Below are 16433 nucleotides of genomic sequence, written 5' to 3' on the forward strand. Positions count from 1 at the left end.
AGAACGCAACGGCGGCGAATGGTCTACTGATGTCGGACTGCCGGGGGGATGTCAGCGCATTGCGCCGTGTCTGCCCGCATGGACGAAACCACGCACGCCGGAGCAGCACGTGAAAAACGAAATCAGAACCATCCTCAAGCAGGTCGCCCATCTCGAAGCTGCGATCGATTCGATCGGCGACGGCGACGACCTCTACGAAGCGGGCCTGTCGTCGCTCGACACGATCCAGCTGATGCTGGCGATCGAAAAGCAGTTCAACATCGAGATTCCCGACGAGATGCTGAACCGCAATCTGTTCCGCAGCATCGACGCGCTCGCGGACACGATCGCCACCCTGCAACGCACCGAGCATTCCGCATGAGCGCGCTGCTTCCGGAACTCGCAGCCGACGACGAATCCCGTCGGCTCGACGAGGCCGCGCGCGCCGTCGCGGAGATCGCCGCCCGCCACGCGGACGCGGTCGATCGCGACGCGCGCTGCCCCGTCGAGGCGATCGAGGCGATGCGCGCGCGCCGCCTGTTGAGCGCGATGGTGCCGACGCGGCTGGGCGGCGCGGGCGCCTCGCTGGCGGACATCGCGTCGGCCTGCTCGATCCTCGGCCAGGCCTGCGCATCGTCGGCGATGGTGTTCGCGATGCACCAGATCCAGGTCGCATGCATCGTCGACCACGCGGCCGACCACGGCTGGCACAAACTGTTCCTGCAGCAACTCGTGCGCCACCAGTGGCTGCTCGCGTCGGCCACGTCGGAGGACGGCGTCGGCGGCAACCTGCGCGCGAGCCAGTGCGCGCTGGAAACCAACGGCGGCGAATTCCGGCTGCACAAGTCCGCGCCGACGATCTCGTACGGCGAGTACGCGGACGGCATCCTCGCGACCGCGCGACGCGACGCGCAGGCCCCCGCCTCCGAGCAGGTGCTCGTCACGCTGATGCGCGACGGCTATACGCTGGCGCGCCGCGGCGAATGGGACACGCTCGGCATGCGCGGCACCTGCAGCAACGGCTTCACGCTCGACGCACAGGGCGCCACCGTGCAGTGCCTGCCGGTGCCGTTCGCGCAGATCGCCGAGCAGACCATGGTGCCCGTCTCGCACATCCTGTGGGCTGCCGTGTGGATCGGCGTCGCGGGCGACGCGTTCCATCGCGCACACCAGTTCTTCCGTGCGCAGGCGCGCCAGACCGACGGCGCGCCGTCGCCGGCAGCGCGGCGCATCGCCGAATCGCTCGCGCTGATGCAGGCGATGCAGGCCCGCGTCGACAACGTGCTGCGCCTGTACGCGAATGCATCCGCGCGCTCGTGGTCGGCGGGCATGGCCTGGGCCGCCGAGATCAATACGCTGAAGACCTACGTCTCGACGACCGCGCTCGAAGTCGCGCACGAGGCGATGATGATCTGCGGGATGGCCGGCTACAAGCAGGGCACGCCGTTCAGCGTCGGCCGGCATATTCGCGACCTGCACGCGGCGCCGCTGATGATCAACAACGACCGCATTGCCGCCAACACTTCGAGCCTGCTGCTCGCGCTGCGTCCTGCGACGCTGGAGAAACTCACGTGAACGACCGCCTGTCCGTGCCCCCCGCCGCTTCCATCCCCGCCGATGCGCCGCTCGACCGCGCCGGCGTCAACCCGCTGCGCGACGAGCTGATCGAGGCCGGCCTGCTGGTCTCGACCGGCATCCAGGGCCTGTTCGGCCGCAGCGAATCGTTCGAGCGCGTGGTCGAGGCGCTCGACGCGTTCGTCACGCGCATCGGCGCCGACCAGCAGGCCGAAGTGTTGCGCTTTCCGCCCGCGATCAGCCGCCTCGAGTTCGAGCGCAGCGAATACATGAAGAGCTTCCCGCAGCTTGCCGGCAGCGTCCATTCGTTCTGCGGCGACGAGCGCCAGCACCAGCGGCTGCTGCAATGCCTCGATCGCGGCGAGGACTGGACGGAAAACCAGAAGCCGACCTATGTCGTGATGACGCCGGCCGCCTGCTATCCCGTCTATCCGGTCATCGCGCGCGAAGGCGCACTGCCCGCCGACGGCCGCATCGTCGACGTGTTCTCGTACTGCTTCCGCCACGAGCCGTCGCTCGACCCGACCCGCATGCAGCTGTTCCGGATGCGCGAGTACGTGCGGATCGGCACGCCCGAGCAGATCGTCGCCTTCCGCCAGACCTGGATCGAACGCGGCACGCGGATGATCGAGGCGCTGCGCCTGCCGAACGCGATCGACCTCGCCAACGACCCGTTCTTCGGGCGCGGCGGCAAGATCGTCGCGAACAGCCAGCGCGAGCAGAACCTGAAGTTCGAACTGCTGATCCCGATCGAGCACGACGGCCGGCAGACCGCATGCCTGAGCTTCAACTACCACATGGACCATTTCGGGCTGCTGTGGAATATCCGCACCGCGACCGACGAAGTCGCGCACACCGGCTGCGTCGGCTTCGGCCTCGAACGCCTCACGCTCGCGCTGTTCCGTCATCACGGCTTCGACATCGACGCATGGCCGCAGGACGTGCGCGACGTGCTGTGGGGATCGCCATGAAATTCGTTTCGCGCGACGGCGAAGACCGGTCGTTCGAGGACGTGCGCCACCGCGCACGCCACTATCGACCGCATCCGCTGCACGGCCACGAGATGGTCTGGAAGCAGACCAACTGCTATGTCGACATGTGGCTCGAGGTGCTCCGGTGGTGGGGCTTCAATCCGTACGCGGCGCTGCCGTTTACGATCGCGCTCGATTTCGAGGGCGACCAGTTCACGTTCTTCAAGTTTCCGCACGACGAACTGGAGCGACTCTACGGCATCGTCGTGCAGGAGCACTCGATCTACGAGCCGCTCGACCGGCACGTCGAGACGCAGGTGGCGCGCGGTCACCTGATGATCGTCGAAGTCGACGCGTGGTTCCTGCCCGATACGCGCGGCATCAGCTATCGCACCCAGCACACCAAGACGACGATCGGCATCGACGCGATCGATCGCGCGCATCGCCAGCTCGGCTATTTCCACAACAGCGGCTACTACGTGGCCGAGGGCGTCGACTACGACGGGCTGGTCGGCGACGGTTCGCCGATGACGCTGCCGCCGTACGTCGAATGCGCGAAGCGGCGCTTCCCGCCGCTCGACGAACGCACGCTGTGCGAGGTGTCGCTCGCGGCGCTGCAACGCCACCTGCGGCGCCTGCCGGTCGTCGATCCGATCGCGGCGTTCCGGCAGCAGCTGTACAGCGACGCGAAGACGCTCGCCGACTCGCCGATCGAGCGCTTCCACGCGTACTCGTTCAATTCGGTGCGGCAGCTCGGCGCGAACTTCGAACTGTTCGGCCACTACGTGCGCTGGCTGCAGGCAAGCGGCTGCATCGGACCGTTCGCCGAGATCCGTGCCGCGTGCGATCGCATCGCGTCCGAGGCGATGGTGCTGGAATTCCGGCTCGCGCGGGCATGCTCGCGCGGCAAGGAAGAACGCGGCGACTCGACGCTCGACGCGATCCAGGCCGCCTATGCGGATATCGTCGCGTGTGCGCGGCAGATCGCGCCGCCGCTGCAGCACGCGGCGCCGCTTCGCCACGACGCGGCGTTCGCGCCGCTCGCGCGGTGACGCGCGCCGCCGCTGCGCCCGGCGCGTCCGCATGGTCGATGCTGGCGACGGCCGCGGGCGCCGTGCGCAGGCCGCGCGAACTGCCCGCCGACGCCGACTGGATCGCCGCGCCCGTGCCCGGCACGGTCGCACTGGCGCTGATGCTCGCGGGCCGGCTCGACGAAGCGGGCTCGCTCGACGAGCGCGACCATTGGTACCGGCTCGACCTGCGCGGACACGGCGCGCGCCTGCTGCGCTTTCACGGGCTCGCGACGCTCGCCGAAGCGTGGCTCGACGACACGCCGATCCTCCGCTCGAACAGCATGTTCGTCGCGCATGACGTGCCCGTGTCGCTCGACGGCGCGCATCGGCTGACGCTCTGCTTCCGCGCGCTCGCGCCGCACCTGCGCGACGTGCGCGCCACGCGCCGCGCGCGCTGGCGCACGCGGCTCGCCGAACCGGCCGCGCTGCGAACCGTGCGCACCTCGCTGTTCGGCCACATGCCGGGCTGGTTTCCGCCCTACGTGCCGGCCGGCCCGTGGCGGCCCGTCGACGTGATCGACCCGGCCGGCGGCCCTGCCGTCGTCCACTGCGACCTGCATGCGCGCGTCGACGGCGACACCGGATGGCTCGACGCGGAACTCGCATTTGCCGCACCGCTGCCCGACTCCTTCGCCGCCCGGCTGTCGTGCGGCGAGCATCACGCGACGCTCGAACGCAGCGCCGCCGACCGCCTGCGTGCGACCGTCGCGGTACCCAACGTGCGCCGCTGGTGGCCGCATACGCATGGCGAGCCGGTGCTTTACGATGTCGTGCTGCATATCGGCGCGGAACGGCACGCACTCGGCGCCACCGGCTTCCGGACCATCGAAGCGGATCCGGGCGCCGACGGCAAGGGCTTCGGCCTGCGCGTGAACGGCGTGCCGGTGTTCGCGCGCGGCGCATGCTGGAGCAGCGCCGCGCCGCTCGCGCTGCATGCCGACGAGGCGACCTACCGCCGGCTGCTCACGCTCGCGCGCGACGCCGGCTTCAACATGATCCGCGTCGGCGGCACGATGAGCTACGAAGCCGACGCGTTCCATGCCTGGTGCGACCGCCTCGGGCTGCTGGTCTGGCAGGACTTCATGTTCGCGAACTTCGATTACGCGCTCGACGAGCCCGCGTTCGCGGACGCGGTCGACCGCGAGGCCGAACAGTTCCTGATGCGCCACCGCGCGTCGCCGTCGCTCGCGGTGCTGTGCGGCGGCAGCGAGATCGCGCAGCAGGCCGCGATGTCGGGGCTCGGGCCGAAGCAGCGCTTTCTCGAACTGACCGCCGACCGGTTGGCCGGTCATGCCGCGGCGCGACGGCCCGATGCGGTCTACGTGCCGGACTCGCCCGACGGCGGCGTGCTGCCGTTCCAGCCGCGCGAGCGCGTGTCGCACTATTACGGCGTCGGCGCGTACCTGCGCCCGCTCGACGACGCGCGCCGTGCGGACGTGCGCTTCGCGAGCGAATGCCTCGCGTTCGCGAACGTGCCGAGCGACGCGATGCTCGACAGCCTCGGCCGGCCCGGCGTGCACGAGCCGCGCTGGAAGGCGGCGGTGCCGCGCGACCCCGGCACCTCGTGGGATTTCGAAGACATTCGCGACCACTATCTGCGCGCGCTGTACGACGTGGCGCCCGACCGGCTGCGGCGCGAGGATCCGGCGCGCTACTTCGAGCTGTCGCGCGCCGCGATCGCGGACGTGATGCGCGAGACGTTCGCCGAGTGGCGACGCACCGGCTCGCGCTGCGCCGGCGCACTCGTCTGGCAGTTGCAGGACGTGATGCCCGGCGCCGGATGGGGCGTGATCGAAGCGACGCACCGGCCGAAATCGGCCTGGCACGCGCTGCGCCAGGTGCTGCAGCCGGTGCAGGTCCTGCTCGTCGACGAAGGCCTGAACGGGCTGGACCTGCACGTGATCAACGAGCGTCCCGCGCCGCTGTCGGCGGCCGTCGAACTGGTCGCGCTGCGCGATGGCCGCACGCCGGTCTCGCGGGCCGGATGTCCGGTCCGGATCGCCGCACACGATGCGGTCCGGCTCGGCTCGGCCGAACTGCTGGGCCGCTTCTTCGACTGGACCTATGCGTACCGCTTCGGCCCGTGCGAGCACGACACGGTCGTCGCGACGCTGCGCGCCGACGACGGCACGCTGCTGTCGCAGGCGTTCCATTTCCCGTCTCGCACGCATCCGGCGGTGTTCGCGCCGCGCGAACTCGGGCTCGAGGCATGCGTGTCGCGCAGCGGTGATGTCTGGCACGTCGATATCGACACGCGTCACGTCGCGCGTCACGTGCAGATCGACGCGCCGGGATTCGTGCCGCGCGACGACTGGTTCCATCTCGCGCCCGGCACGCCCGCGCGCGTCGCGCTGATGCCGCTCGACGACGGTGCGGCATCCGGGGCGCCGCCGGTCGTCGAGATCCGCGCCGTGAATGCCGCGCGCACCGTGCGCGCGACGCAGGCCGACTGACGCCGGCAGCGGGCCGCAGGCGGCGGCCCGTCTTCAGTCCGACGAGCCCGTGCCGCGCGGCCGCTCGATCCCGTAGGCCTCCATCCAGCGATAGAGCGTCGCGCGCGACACGCCGAGTTCGCGCGCGGACGCCGCGACGCGGCCGCGCGTGCGCAGCAGCGCGGTTTCGATTGCCTCGCGCTCGATCGACTTGCGAATGTCGGCCACCGACGGCGACGCGGCGTCGAGACAGTATTCGAGCTCGAGGTCGTGCGCGGTGATCAGGCGCCCTTCCGTCATCACGACCGCACGGCGCACGCGGTTGATCAGTTCGCGGACGTTGCCCGGCCAGTCGTGCTTGTAGAGCGCGGTGATCGCATCCGACGAGAAGCCGCGCACGCGATGGCGCGCATCGCCGCGGAAACGCTCGAGCATGTGATGCGCGAGCAGCTCGATGTCCTTGCCGCGCGCGCGCAGCGGCGGTTGGTCGATGCGCATCACGCACAGCCGGTGAAACAGGTCCGCGCGAAACCGGCCTTCCTCCATCGCGTCGCGCAGATCGACGTGCGTCGCGGACACGATCCGGACGTCGACCGGCACCGGATCGCTGCCGCCCAGCCGGTGAATCGCGCGTTCCTGCAGGAAGCGCAGCAGGCTCGCCTGGCTCTCGTGCGGCAGGTCGCCGATTTCGTCGAGCAGCAGCGTGCCGCCGTTGGCGGCCTCGACGTAGCCGATCTTGCGCGCGTTCGCGCCGGTAAACGCGCCGCGCTCGTAGCCGAACAGTTCGGACTGCAGCAGATGCGGCGGAATCGCCGCACAGTTGACCGCGACGAACGGCCCGTTGCGCCGCTCCGAATGACGATGGATCGCGACCGCCGTCAGCTCCTTGCCGGTGCCCGTTTCGCCGAACACGAACACGGGCGCGTCCGTGCGCGCGAAGCGACGCACCGTATCGAACAGCCGCAGCATCGCGCTGCAGGTGCCGACGATTCCGTGTTCGTCGGATTCGAGCCGCTCGCGATCGCGCGCGAACAGGCATTCCATGCCGTACGCGTGACCGACCGTATCCGCGATCCGCTGATGCGACGCAGGCAGCGTGATGTAGTCGAAGCAATAGTCGCGCAACAGCGCGCGCACGTTCGGCGACGCGGTCTGGCCCGCATCGACGAGCGCGACCCACACGACGTCGCGCATCGACGCGCAGGTGGACGCGATGCTGCCGATTGCGTCCGCATGCCCGCCGCTGAGGTCGAGGATGCCGCAGGTGATTTCGCTGGCGGTGTCGCGCAATTCGCTTGCTTGCGAAACGACCGAGACTTTCCAGTCGCGCCGAGCCAGTTCCTTGCGCAGCATGACGGATGGCGCCTGCGTCCAGTAGATCAACGGGCGCTGCCCGGCCGCATTCCCCCCGCCGGCGCTCTTATCGCGCGTTATTGGCATATTCATAACGAACCGTCACTTTCTCCACTCCGCGAATCGCTCGCGTGCGCTGCGTGCGGCGGTGCGTGGCCGCCTGTCCGCGCTGCGTTTCCGCAGCTTTGGCGAAGATCGAAAATGCACACGGCGAGAGCCCCCGGAGGTCGAGCCGGATGTCATCCGGCCTCGTTGTCATCGTACTCGAAGGAAACACGCGGCCTCGGGAGCCACGGCGTTCCGGCTTTGATGCGACGCGCAGCCACTCGCCACACGTCGGCAAACGGGAATTCCGACCGCATTTGCGTCGCGTCGTACACGACAGCCGCGCCCGATGCTGAACCGGACGGCCGCCCATCCGTTTCCGGAGCGACGGCCTGATTTCATCCGTTCCTGAATCTACACCCCGTTTCAGGGTGGTTTGTTACGAAAAGCAATACATCGAATCATTCGATTACGTCAGCGGCCGATACGTGAAGCGCCCCCTTTAGCGACTCAGATTTGATTATCTCCGACCATTCGCGTCAATCGGTGGCAAATACTACTTTTCCGCGTATTTGGCCGCGTTCATTGCTCGTGATTCACGGCGGAATCGTGTGAAACGGCCGAAAACCGTTCCGCCGGCCGAATAATCCCACTTGTTGCGCAGCGCCGCAGGCACGCGCCGGACACCGGCGCGGCGACCCGCCGTTACATCGTCGTAACCACCTCGGCACCGATGCCGGCCCTTGGGCTGCGGGTCGCCGGCCCGAGTCGGCCGCCATTAGCCCGCCGGATTGCAAGGAGTCAGGGGCTTCGCGAGCCGGCGCGCAAGCGTCGTGCCCGGGCGCTTCGTTGCGCGACGCAACATCGCCGTCCGTCGAAAACGGCGCGCGCGAGCGGGATATCGGGAGGCTGGCGATACGGGGGAGCGTTCCGAACGACCGGTTCGGCACGGTCGGCAACTCGAACGCCCGCGCCCGATGCCGACGGTTGGCTTGCAGGCTGACCACGCTTTCGCGATGGCAGGCTGCGCCACGTCGCGATGCATGTCGGCGCGCCGGCATCCGCATGGCGCCGCGCGGCACGCGCGGCCCGTCGTGAACGATCGCAATCTTCAAGTGCATCCCCGGTTCGTTCATTCATGTTCGCCGGTGGCGAATCGCGTAGCGCATCGCCCCCTTCGAATGCATTCATTATCGAAAAGTCGCGGCGGCACCGATGTGTGCTGCCTCACACTGCACCATTCTCGTGAAGCGCCGCCGTGCGGACCCGGAGCGTGAGTAGGCTTTCGAACAGACCGTTGCGCGGTGCATCCGCATCATGAAGTCGCGCCGCAACCTCACGGAAGCGGCAGGTTGAAGGCATCACGCGAGGACCGCATCATGGAATGGCATTGTTGTGAATTCGAACATCTGGGCGCCGTCGATCTCTACGCGATCCTGCGCGCCCGCAACGCGGTGCTGGTGGTCGAGGATGCGCACACGCATCTCGACATCGACGGCAAGGACGCCGGCGCGCTGCACGTCTACGCACGCGTGCACGACGACGACGCCGTCGAGGTCGCCGCTTACGCGCGCATCCTGCCCGGCGACGATATCGACCCCGACGTCGTGATCGACAAGGTGCTGACGAGCGAGGCGTGCCGCGACGACGACACGCTCGAACGGCTGCTGGAGCGCGCGCTCGCCGCCGCGCACGTCGCGTGGCCGGACACCGCCGTGCGCACGCACGTGCCGGCGTCGCGCCAGGCGTTCTACAAACGCTTCGGATTCCGCAAGGCCTACGGTCCGTATCTCGAACAGGGCGCACCGTTCGTCGGCATGGTCCGGCCGGCGGACCGCGCGGCAGGTGCGCTGCGCACGCTGCTGTCCCGGGTCGTGACCGCGTCCGGAACCGGCAGCGCCGACACGCATGCCGAGGGCCGTGCGTCCAGCCGGCAGCCGGCCGACACCGGAGCCAATCGATGACCCGCCTCCTTCGCCCGGTTCCCGAACCGGATCTGCCGCGCATCCTGCCCGTGATTCTCGCGGGCGGCTCCGGTACGCGGCTCTGGCCGCTGTCGCGCGAACAGCATCCTAAGCAGCTGATCGAGCTGATCTCGAACGAGTCGCCGCTGTCGGCGACGGCGCGTCGCCTGAACGGCATCGAGAACGCGTCGCTCGGCGACCGCCTGCTGCTGGTGTGCGGCGAGCAGCACCGCTTCATGAGCGCCGCGCAGGTCGCCGGCCAAGGCGCCGCGCCCGCGCGCATCCTGCTCGAGCCGAGCGCGCGCAATACGGCGCCGGCCCTCACGCTGGCGGCGCTCGACGCATGCGCCTACGCCGACGACCCGGTGCTCGCGGTGATGCCGGCCGATCACGTGATCGTCGACGCCGCCGCGTTCCAGGATGCCGTCGGCCGCGCCGCGCGCTACGCGCAGGAAGGTGCGATCGTTACGCTCGGCGTGCTGCCGCGCCGTGCGGAAACGGGCTACGGCTACATCCAGGTCGGCGCGCCGCGTGCGGGCCGCCACGGCGGCCAGGGCGGCTATTCGATCGGCCGCTTCGTCGAGAAGCCCGATGCCACACTCGCCGAGCGCTATCTGCAGTCGGGCGACTACTGGTGGAACAGCGGCATCTTCATCACGCGCGCGTCGGTCTGGCTCAAGGCGATCCAGGCGCTCGCGCCGGACATTCATGCGGCCTGCGAAGCGGCATGGCGCGCGGGCGTCGCCGAGGATCCGTTCTTCCGGATCGACGCGGCGGCGTTCGACGCGTGTCCGTCCGACTCGATCGACTACGCGGTCATGGAGCGGCTCGCGGACAGCGGCAAGCTCGGCATCGAGGGCATCGTGGTGCCGCTTGCGGCCGGCTGGTCGGACGTCGGCACCTGGGATGCGATCTGGGAAATCATGCCGAAGGACCACCAGGGCAACGTCGCACGCGGCCCGATCGTGTTCGAGAATACGCAGGACAGTCTCGTGCGCTCCGAAGGGCGGCTCGTCGCGTGCATCGGGATGAAGGACGTGGTCGTGATCGAGACGGCCGATGCCGTGCTGGTCGCGAACAAGCACGACGTGCAGCGCGTGAAGGACATCGTCGCGCGCCTGAAGATGGATCAGCGCCCGCAGGTGCGCGAACACCGCAAGGTGCAGCGGCCGTGGGGGCACTACGATTCGATCGACGTCGGCACGCGCTTCCAGGTCAAGCGCATCGTCATCGAACCCGGCAAGCGGCTGTCGCTGCAGATGCACTATCACCGCGCCGAGCACTGGATCGTCGTGCGCGGCACCGCGCGGGTCACGCGCGGCGACGACACGTTCCTGCTGAGCGAAAACGAATCGACGTACATTGCGGTCGGCGAGGTGCATCGGCTCGAGAATCCCGGCCGCATTCCGCTCGAGATCATCGAGGTGCAGTCGGGCGACTACCTCGGCGAAGACGATATCGTGCGCTTCGAAGACCAGTACGGCCGCGCGGTCGAGACGCCGCCGGTCCGACCGGCTCCGCCCGCGGCACCCGACGACGAAGCGCACGAACCGGCCGAAGCGGTGGTGCGCGATGGCGTTCGGTAAATGACGGGAAGGGCGGCTGCGGCGCACGAAGGCGCGACGCGTGCCGCCCTCCTTCGCGCGCCTCGCCTCGCACCGTCAGCGGGTGCCGCGCAACTGCCTGAGCGATTCGCGCACGCGCGGCAACTGCGTCGCGTCGACGCCGACCACGTCGGACGCCGACAGCTGCATCGCCGCTTTCGCGCACGCCGCCCCGTCGCAATCGCGCGCGCCGCCGATCTGCACCGGCATGCCGCCGATCCCCGACAGGCGGTTGTCGGCCAGACGGACGGCGGACACGTTTCCCCATAAGCGAATGCCGCCGAAGCGCGCATTCGACACGCGGTTGCCGATCACGGCCACGCGCGTCACCGTGCCCGACCACGTGCTGATGTCGATCGCGGCCTGCCGGGTGAGCGGGCGCGGATCGGTGCGGTCGGTCGCGGTCTGGATGTTCTCGATCACGTTGCCTTCGACCAGCACGCCGGACGAGCCGGCGGTGTGGTTGCTGTCCTCCTGCGCGACGAGCACGCCGGCGCTCACCTGCACGTTGCGCACGATATTGTTCTCGATCGTCACGTCCGCGCCGCCGACTACCGTGATGCCGCGTCCCCAGTAGTTGCCTTCGAGCACGTTGCCGGTAATCAGCACGTTGCGGGTCAGTTCGGGTTCGTTGTCGTAGCTGACCACCGCGATCATGTCGTCGCCCACGCCGCGCACGACATTGCCGCGCACCAGCACGTTGCGCGAGCCATGCGTGATGTGGATCGCATCCGCCAGCGTCGAGCGGACCTCGTTGCCGACGATCGCGACGTTGGTCCCGCCGAATACGAAGATGCCGCTGCAACTGCCGCCGTCGATCGTATTGTCGAGCACCTGCACGTCGCGCCCGGTCACCTCGAGCTTCGCCGCCTCCGGCGTCGAGAGGCGCGTGGTGCCGGTCCCGACCAGCGTGAAGCCGGCGATCGTCGTGCCGGCGCCGCGCATCTCGATCACCTGGTCTTCGTCGGCGGTCGCGATCAGCGTCGCGCCGTAGCCCGACAGCACGACACGCGGCTGCCGCACGACCAGCGAACGGCCGACGACATAGCGGCCCGGCGCAAACACCAGCCGCTGGCCCGGCTGCAGCGCATCCAGCGCGCGCTGCAGCGCGTCGGCCTGATCGGCGCCGTCGCGGGCGGGAGACACGTGCGCGTCCGCTACGCTCGGCTGGCTCGCCGCCGCGCCTGCGCCGGAGGCCGCCGCGGCTGCCATCGCATTCGTCGAGGGCAGTCCGCCGGCCGTGCCGACACCGAAGGCCAGCGCGCACGCGGCGGCCAGTCGACGGATACGCGCGCCGCCGCCGGCGGCTTTCATCGGTCGCCCTTGCCGCCCGCACCGGCCGGCCGGTGCGCCATCATCCCCGCATAGCCCGACGCGGCCTGATGGGTTTCCGCATTCCCGTAGCCATAGCCGTGCCCCGGCCCGCGCGCGAAGTCGTTCAGGATCACGCCGCGCACGTCGACCTGCACGTCCTGCAGCCGGCGCACGCTTTCGTCGATTTCCGTCAGCGTCGTCACGCCGCTGCGCGCCACGAGGAACACGATACCGGCCAGACGGCCGAGCGCCAGCCCGTCGGTAACCGGCAGCAGCGGCGAGCCGTCGATCACGATCATCCGGTACTGCGACGACAGGCGCTCGATCAGTTCCGCCAGCGCGGGCTGCAGCAGCACCTCGCCCGGATCCGCGACGATGCTGCCCATCGACAGGAAATCGAGGCCGGGCCGGACATCGCGCTTGAGCGCCTCGTCGAGACGGTGCGTGCCCATCACGACGTCGGACAGCCCCGGCGCGCGACTGTAACGGAAGTGATCGTGCAGCGCGCCCTTGCGCAGATCCGCGTCGATCAGCAACACGCGCTGGCTTGCCGCGGCCGCCAGTGCAGCGAGGTTCGATGCGATGTACGACTTGCCGACGCCGGTCGTCGGGCCCGAAATCAGCACGATGCGATTCGGCGCGTCCGGCAGCGACAGTTGCAGCGTCGTGCGGAAATTGCGCAGGCTTTCGATTGCCGGATCGGCCAGCCCGCCGCGTGACGCGGCGGACGCATGCGGCCGGTTGCGCGCGTCGGCGCCCGCAAGCCGCGGCGACTCGCCGCGCGGCACCGTCGCGATGACCGGCAGGCCGGTCGTCCATTCGATTTCGCCGGGATCGGAAACGGTGCCGACGAACCGCTGCCGCAGCATCAGGTACGCGCCCGCCGCGAGCACACCCAGCAGCAGCGCGGCGACGACCGCCACGCCGCGATGCGGCTGCACCGGCAGGTCGGCGACCTTTGCGCGATCGACGATCCGCACCGTGCCGGTCTTGCTTGCGCGTGCGAGCATCATCTGCTGCCGCGCGTTGAGCAGGTTCGTGTACAGCGCGGTATCGACCGTCACGTCGCGCTGGAGCTGCAGCACGCCCTGCTCCACCGCCGGCAGCTTCTGGATCTGCTCGCGCACCGCCGCGAGCGAACGCTGTGCGTCCGCGAGCTGCGCGTCGACCGCCACCACCGCCGGGTGCTTGTTCATGAAGCGCGTCAGCAGTTCCTGACGCTGCTGCTGCAGCGTCAGGATGCGCGTTTCGATATCGACCGACTGCTGGCGCAATGCGAGCGCCTCGTCGCTCGTGTTGACCGAGCCGTGCGACGCGCGATACGCGTTGAAACGCCCTTCGGCCGCTTCCAGCTGCGCCTTCAGTTGCGGCAGCTGCGCATCCATGAAGCGGATCAGCTTGTCCGCCGCCTCCGACTTGCGCTGCGTGTTCTGCGCCAGATACGCGTCGCCGACCGCGTTCAGGATGCTGCTGATGTGCGCGGCATCGCTGCCGTCGAGCGTCGCTCCGATGATGTTGGACTGCTTGCCGCGCTCCGAAATCAGCACGTTCTTCTGCAGCCACGCGGTGGTCTCGGCCTCGCCGTGGCGCGTCAGGTCGAAGCGCGCGCCCGGCTCGCCGTCGATCCCGCGCACCAGCAGGTCGATGTTTCCGTCCGGCGTCTCCGCGTGCAGCGGTTCGCCGATGCGCCCCTGCCATACCGGCCCCTTCCGGCCGAACAGGCCCGTGCGCTGCAGCGTGTACGCCCCGCCGCGCCCCACCGTCAACGCGAACGACTTGTCGTACAGGCGTTTCGGCACGTCGAACGCCGCCACGTCGATCCGCTCGGTGCCGTACACGTATCCGCCCGGCAGCGGCGACGACAGGCCGTCCGCACCGTTCACCAGCCGCCAGCCGATCAGCGGCACGTAGCGCGGCCGCGCCTCGATGTACAGCTTCGTGGTGTCGACCGCGCGCGCCATCACCGCGCGCGATTTCAGCACCTCGATCTCGGTCGCGGCATCGGTCTTCAGATCGAACATCGACGACGGATCGCCGGTCGGCGAAGCCGGCTTCGTGTCCGTCGGGCTCTGCTCGACCTGGAACAGCACGTCGCTTCGATACACGGGCCGCGCGCACAGCGCATACAACGCGCCCGCCGCGACGCAGATCAGCGCGCTGGCGACGATCGTTCGCCGGCCGCCGTACAGCATGCCCCAGTACCGGCGGAACGGATGCGGCGGCCGGGCCGTGGGCCCGCCGCGCGATTCAGGCATGGTCAGATGGCTCATACAACAGGTTTCCGTAAGACGCGACGAGTCGCGGTGACGAGGACCGGAACGACGTTCACGGTGAAATGGCCTTGGCCGTCAACGCGCCCTGCGCGGCCGACGGAATCAGCAGGTTGACGACGCGGGACCAGCGAACCAGCGACGATGCATCGACGAACACGACGTCGTGACGCCTGAGCGGGAATTGATCGGCCAGCGCCATCGAGGTCGGCGATTTCGCGTCGAGGTGATAGACGAGCGGACGGTTGCCGGGCCCGCGGCGCACCACATACACCTGTCGCGCATCGGCCGTGTACTGGCTGACGCCGCCCGTGTCGCCGAGCGCTTCGCCGAGACTCATGCGGCCGTCGGTCAGCGTCAGCGTCGCCGGCCGCGTCACTTCGCCGAGCACGAATACCTTGCTGTCGGTCGCCGGATGGACGCGCACCAGATCGCCGTCGCGCAGCAGGATCTTCGACGGATTCACGCCCGACGCGATCATCGCCGGCAGGTTCACCGTCACCGTTTCGTCGCCGCGCGTGACGGTCACCGTCGAACGGTCCGCGGTCGGCGTGAAGCCGCCGGCGCGATCGATCGCCTCCGGCAGCGTCATCGGCAGGTCGTTGACGATCTGCAGCCCCGGCGTGCGCACCTCGCCGTCGAGATAGACGCGCTTGCTGCGATACGCCTGGACGCGCAGCGCGAGCTGCGGCTTGCGCACGTATTCGCCGAGCCGGCGCATCAGCGCGTCGCGCGCCTGCGCCTCGGTCAGGCCGGCGACGTGCACGAGGCCCGCATACGCGAACTGCACGTAGCCGTTCGCATCGACCGTATAACCGGTCGTGACGGTCTTGCTGCTGGTATCGGCGACGCTTTCGCCCTGCGTGCCCGGCATGTTCAGTTCCGGATGATCCCAGACGACGATGTTCAGCACGTCGCCCGGCCCGATCACGTACGGCTTCGGCACGCCGAACAGCCGGCCGATCTCCGCATCGACCTGTCCGCCGCGCGTCATGTGCTGGCGCTCGACGAGTTCGGGCGTGATCTGGATCAGCTGCTCGCTCGACACGTTCTGCACGCCGTCGAGCCCGCCGGAACCAGCCGCGTCCGCGCCGACGCGCGCATTCGCGCCATTGTCGGCCGGCGCCTGATACGTCATCCCCGGCGCAAACGCGCACGCGCTCAGCGCGAGCGCGGCGAGCGCCATTGCCGCGCGCGACTGCCACGGCAAGCGGCCTGCACCGGCCGTGCCGCACGCGGCATGCCGTGGCCCGTGCGTCGAATTGTTTTGCGTGCTTGAAACCATGACACCCTCTTGAACTGTGCGCTAACCCGCCGATCGCGACGGACTACGGCATTACTCTGTTTCCGCGGCCCGGCCCGGGTCGCCACGCCACCCTTACCCTCGCACGGCGCACCGTGCGATTCGACATGAACCGCTACCCGTCAATCGCGTACGCGCTGCTTGCAGCGCTAGCCTGTACAACCGCCCACGCGCAGAACCTCGTCGACGACACGCCGGTGCGCGCCCCGTCCCTCTCCGCCGCGCCGATCGTGCCGGCAGTGCCGCCGCCCCAGCGCTCCGCGCAGCCGCCGGCGCCCGGCATCCCCGGCATCCCCGGCATCGCATCGCCCGCATCGTCCGCGGATGCATCGCTCGATGCGGCAACCGACACGCGCGTCGCCGCTGATCCCGACTTGCGCGCGCGCCAGAAACTGCGCCGCCCGTTGTCGCTGATCCGGCCGCAGCGCATCGACGACCTCGCGCGCACCCGGCAAAACGCCACCGGCAACGTCTGGCGCAGCGACGCGCTCTATGCGTCGCCCTACGCGACGTCGGCCGATCCGCGTTCGCCGGATGCCGCCCGGTAATA

12 protein-coding genes are annotated in these 16433 nt (G+C 69.3%); 8 read left to right on the forward strand and 4 right to left on the reverse strand.

Annotated elements, in window-relative coordinates:
• The first annotated feature begins 109 nt into the window (after window positions 1-109).
• Genes WS57_RS07380 through WS57_RS07400 form a run of 5 tightly spaced genes read left to right on the forward strand, consistent with a single transcriptional unit; the run spans window position 110 to window position 6051 of the window.
• Window positions 110-361 carry an acyl carrier protein gene (locus WS57_RS07380; protein ID WP_009691747.1) on the forward strand — a complete coding sequence of 84 codons (252 nt, stop codon included), beginning with the start codon at window positions 110-112 and terminating at the stop codon, window positions 359-361.
• A complete protein-coding gene (locus WS57_RS07385; RefSeq protein ID WP_040129438.1) occupies window positions 358-1554 on the forward strand; it encodes an acyl-CoA dehydrogenase family protein in 1197 nt (398 codons plus the stop codon). Before WS57_RS07380 ends, WS57_RS07385 begins: the two co-directional genes overlap by 4 nt.
• Window positions 1551-2525: an amino acid--[acyl-carrier-protein] ligase gene (locus WS57_RS07390; RefSeq protein ID WP_060334386.1), complete on the forward strand. Its 975-nt coding sequence runs from the start codon at window positions 1551-1553 to the stop codon at window positions 2523-2525. Before WS57_RS07385 ends, WS57_RS07390 begins: the two co-directional genes overlap by 4 nt.
• Window positions 2522-3577, forward strand: coding sequence for a DUF1839 family protein (locus WS57_RS07395; protein ID WP_009691752.1), 1056 nt, complete (start codon window positions 2522-2524; stop codon window positions 3575-3577). Before WS57_RS07390 ends, WS57_RS07395 begins: the two co-directional genes overlap by 4 nt.
• Window positions 3574-6051 carry a glycoside hydrolase family 2 protein gene (locus WS57_RS07400; protein WP_069243975.1) on the forward strand — a complete coding sequence of 826 codons (2478 nt, stop codon included), beginning with the start codon at window positions 3574-3576 and terminating at the stop codon, window positions 6049-6051. The genes WS57_RS07395 and WS57_RS07400 overlap by 4 nt, the downstream gene beginning before the upstream one ends.
• A 33-nt stretch (window positions 6052-6084) precedes the next feature.
• Here WS57_RS07400 and WS57_RS07405 read toward each other — a convergent pair whose 3' ends face one another.
• Window positions 6085-7476, reverse strand: coding sequence for a sigma-54 dependent transcriptional regulator (locus tag WS57_RS07405; RefSeq protein ID WP_040129444.1), 1392 nt, complete (start codon window positions 7474-7476; stop codon window positions 6085-6087).
• A gap of 1331 nt (window positions 7477-8807) precedes the next feature.
• Between WS57_RS07405 and WS57_RS07410 the strand changes: the two genes are divergently transcribed.
• Window positions 8808-9392: a drug:proton antiporter gene (locus WS57_RS07410; RefSeq protein ID WP_069243976.1), complete on the forward strand. Its 585-nt coding sequence runs from the start codon at window positions 8808-8810 to the stop codon at window positions 9390-9392.
• Complete coding sequence (locus WS57_RS07415) at window positions 9389-10978, forward strand: mannose-1-phosphate guanylyltransferase/mannose-6-phosphate isomerase (RefSeq protein ID WP_059515693.1); 1590 nt, start codon at window positions 9389-9391, stop codon at window positions 10976-10978. Before WS57_RS07410 ends, WS57_RS07415 begins: the two co-directional genes overlap by 4 nt.
• Before the next feature lie 75 nt (window positions 10979-11053).
• Here WS57_RS07415 and WS57_RS07420 read toward each other — a convergent pair whose 3' ends face one another.
• The 3 genes from WS57_RS07420 to WS57_RS07430 are packed head-to-tail and all read right to left on the reverse strand — an operon-like array spanning window position 11054 to window position 15865.
• Entirely contained in the window at window positions 11054-12310 is a 1257-nt protein-coding gene (locus WS57_RS07420; protein WP_069243977.1) for a right-handed parallel beta-helix repeat-containing protein, read from the reverse strand.
• Window positions 12307-14580, reverse strand: a complete 2274-nt coding sequence (locus tag WS57_RS07425; protein WP_069243978.1) for a GNVR domain-containing protein — start codon at window positions 14578-14580, stop codon at window positions 12307-12309. The genes WS57_RS07420 and WS57_RS07425 overlap by 4 nt, the downstream gene beginning before the upstream one ends.
• 55 nt (window positions 14581-14635) lie before the next feature.
• Window positions 14636-15865, reverse strand: coding sequence for a polysaccharide biosynthesis/export family protein (locus tag WS57_RS07430; RefSeq protein ID WP_060249749.1), 1230 nt, complete (start codon window positions 15863-15865; stop codon window positions 14636-14638).
• A gap of 125 nt (window positions 15866-15990) precedes the next feature.
• Between WS57_RS07430 and WS57_RS07435 the strand changes: the two genes are divergently transcribed.
• On the forward strand, window positions 15991-16431 hold the full coding sequence (locus tag WS57_RS07435) for a hypothetical protein (RefSeq protein ID WP_009692331.1): 441 nt from the start codon (window positions 15991-15993) through the stop codon (window positions 16429-16431).
• Window positions 16432-16433 lie beyond the last annotated feature (2 nt).

The organism is Burkholderia pseudomultivorans (genome assembly GCF_001718415.1).
GTDB classification, from domain to species: Bacteria; Pseudomonadota; Gammaproteobacteria; order Burkholderiales; family Burkholderiaceae; genus Burkholderia; species Burkholderia pseudomultivorans_A.

Bases quoted from the DNA above. Each gene is read 5' to 3' on its own strand.
- WS57_RS07410 (WP_069243976.1), top strand. From the start codon at position 8,808: ATGGAATGGCATTGTTGTGAATTCGAACATCTGGGCGCCGTCGATCTC.
- WS57_RS07385 (WP_040129438.1), top strand. From the start codon at position 358: ATGAGCGCGCTGCTTCCGGAACTCGCAGCCGACGACGAATCCCGTCGG.
- WS57_RS07435 (WP_009692331.1), top strand. From the start codon at position 15,991: ATGAACCGCTACCCGTCAATCGCGTACGCGCTGCTTGCAGCGCTAGCC.
- WS57_RS07425 (WP_069243978.1), bottom strand. From the start codon at position 14,580: ATGAGCCATCTGACCATGCCTGAATCGCGCGGCGGGCCCACGGCCCGG.
- WS57_RS07405 (WP_040129444.1), bottom strand. From the start codon at position 7,476: ATGAATATGCCAATAACGCGCGATAAGAGCGCCGGCGGGGGGAATGCG.
- WS57_RS07420 (WP_069243977.1), bottom strand. From the start codon at position 12,310: ATGAAAGCCGCCGGCGGCGGCGCGCGTATCCGTCGACTGGCCGCCGCG.
- WS57_RS07430 (WP_060249749.1), bottom strand. From the start codon at position 15,865: ATGGTTTCAAGCACGCAAAACAATTCGACGCACGGGCCACGGCATGCC.
- WS57_RS07415 (WP_059515693.1), top strand. From the start codon at position 9,389: ATGACCCGCCTCCTTCGCCCGGTTCCCGAACCGGATCTGCCGCGCATC.
- WS57_RS07395 (WP_009691752.1), top strand. From the start codon at position 2,522: ATGAAATTCGTTTCGCGCGACGGCGAAGACCGGTCGTTCGAGGACGTG.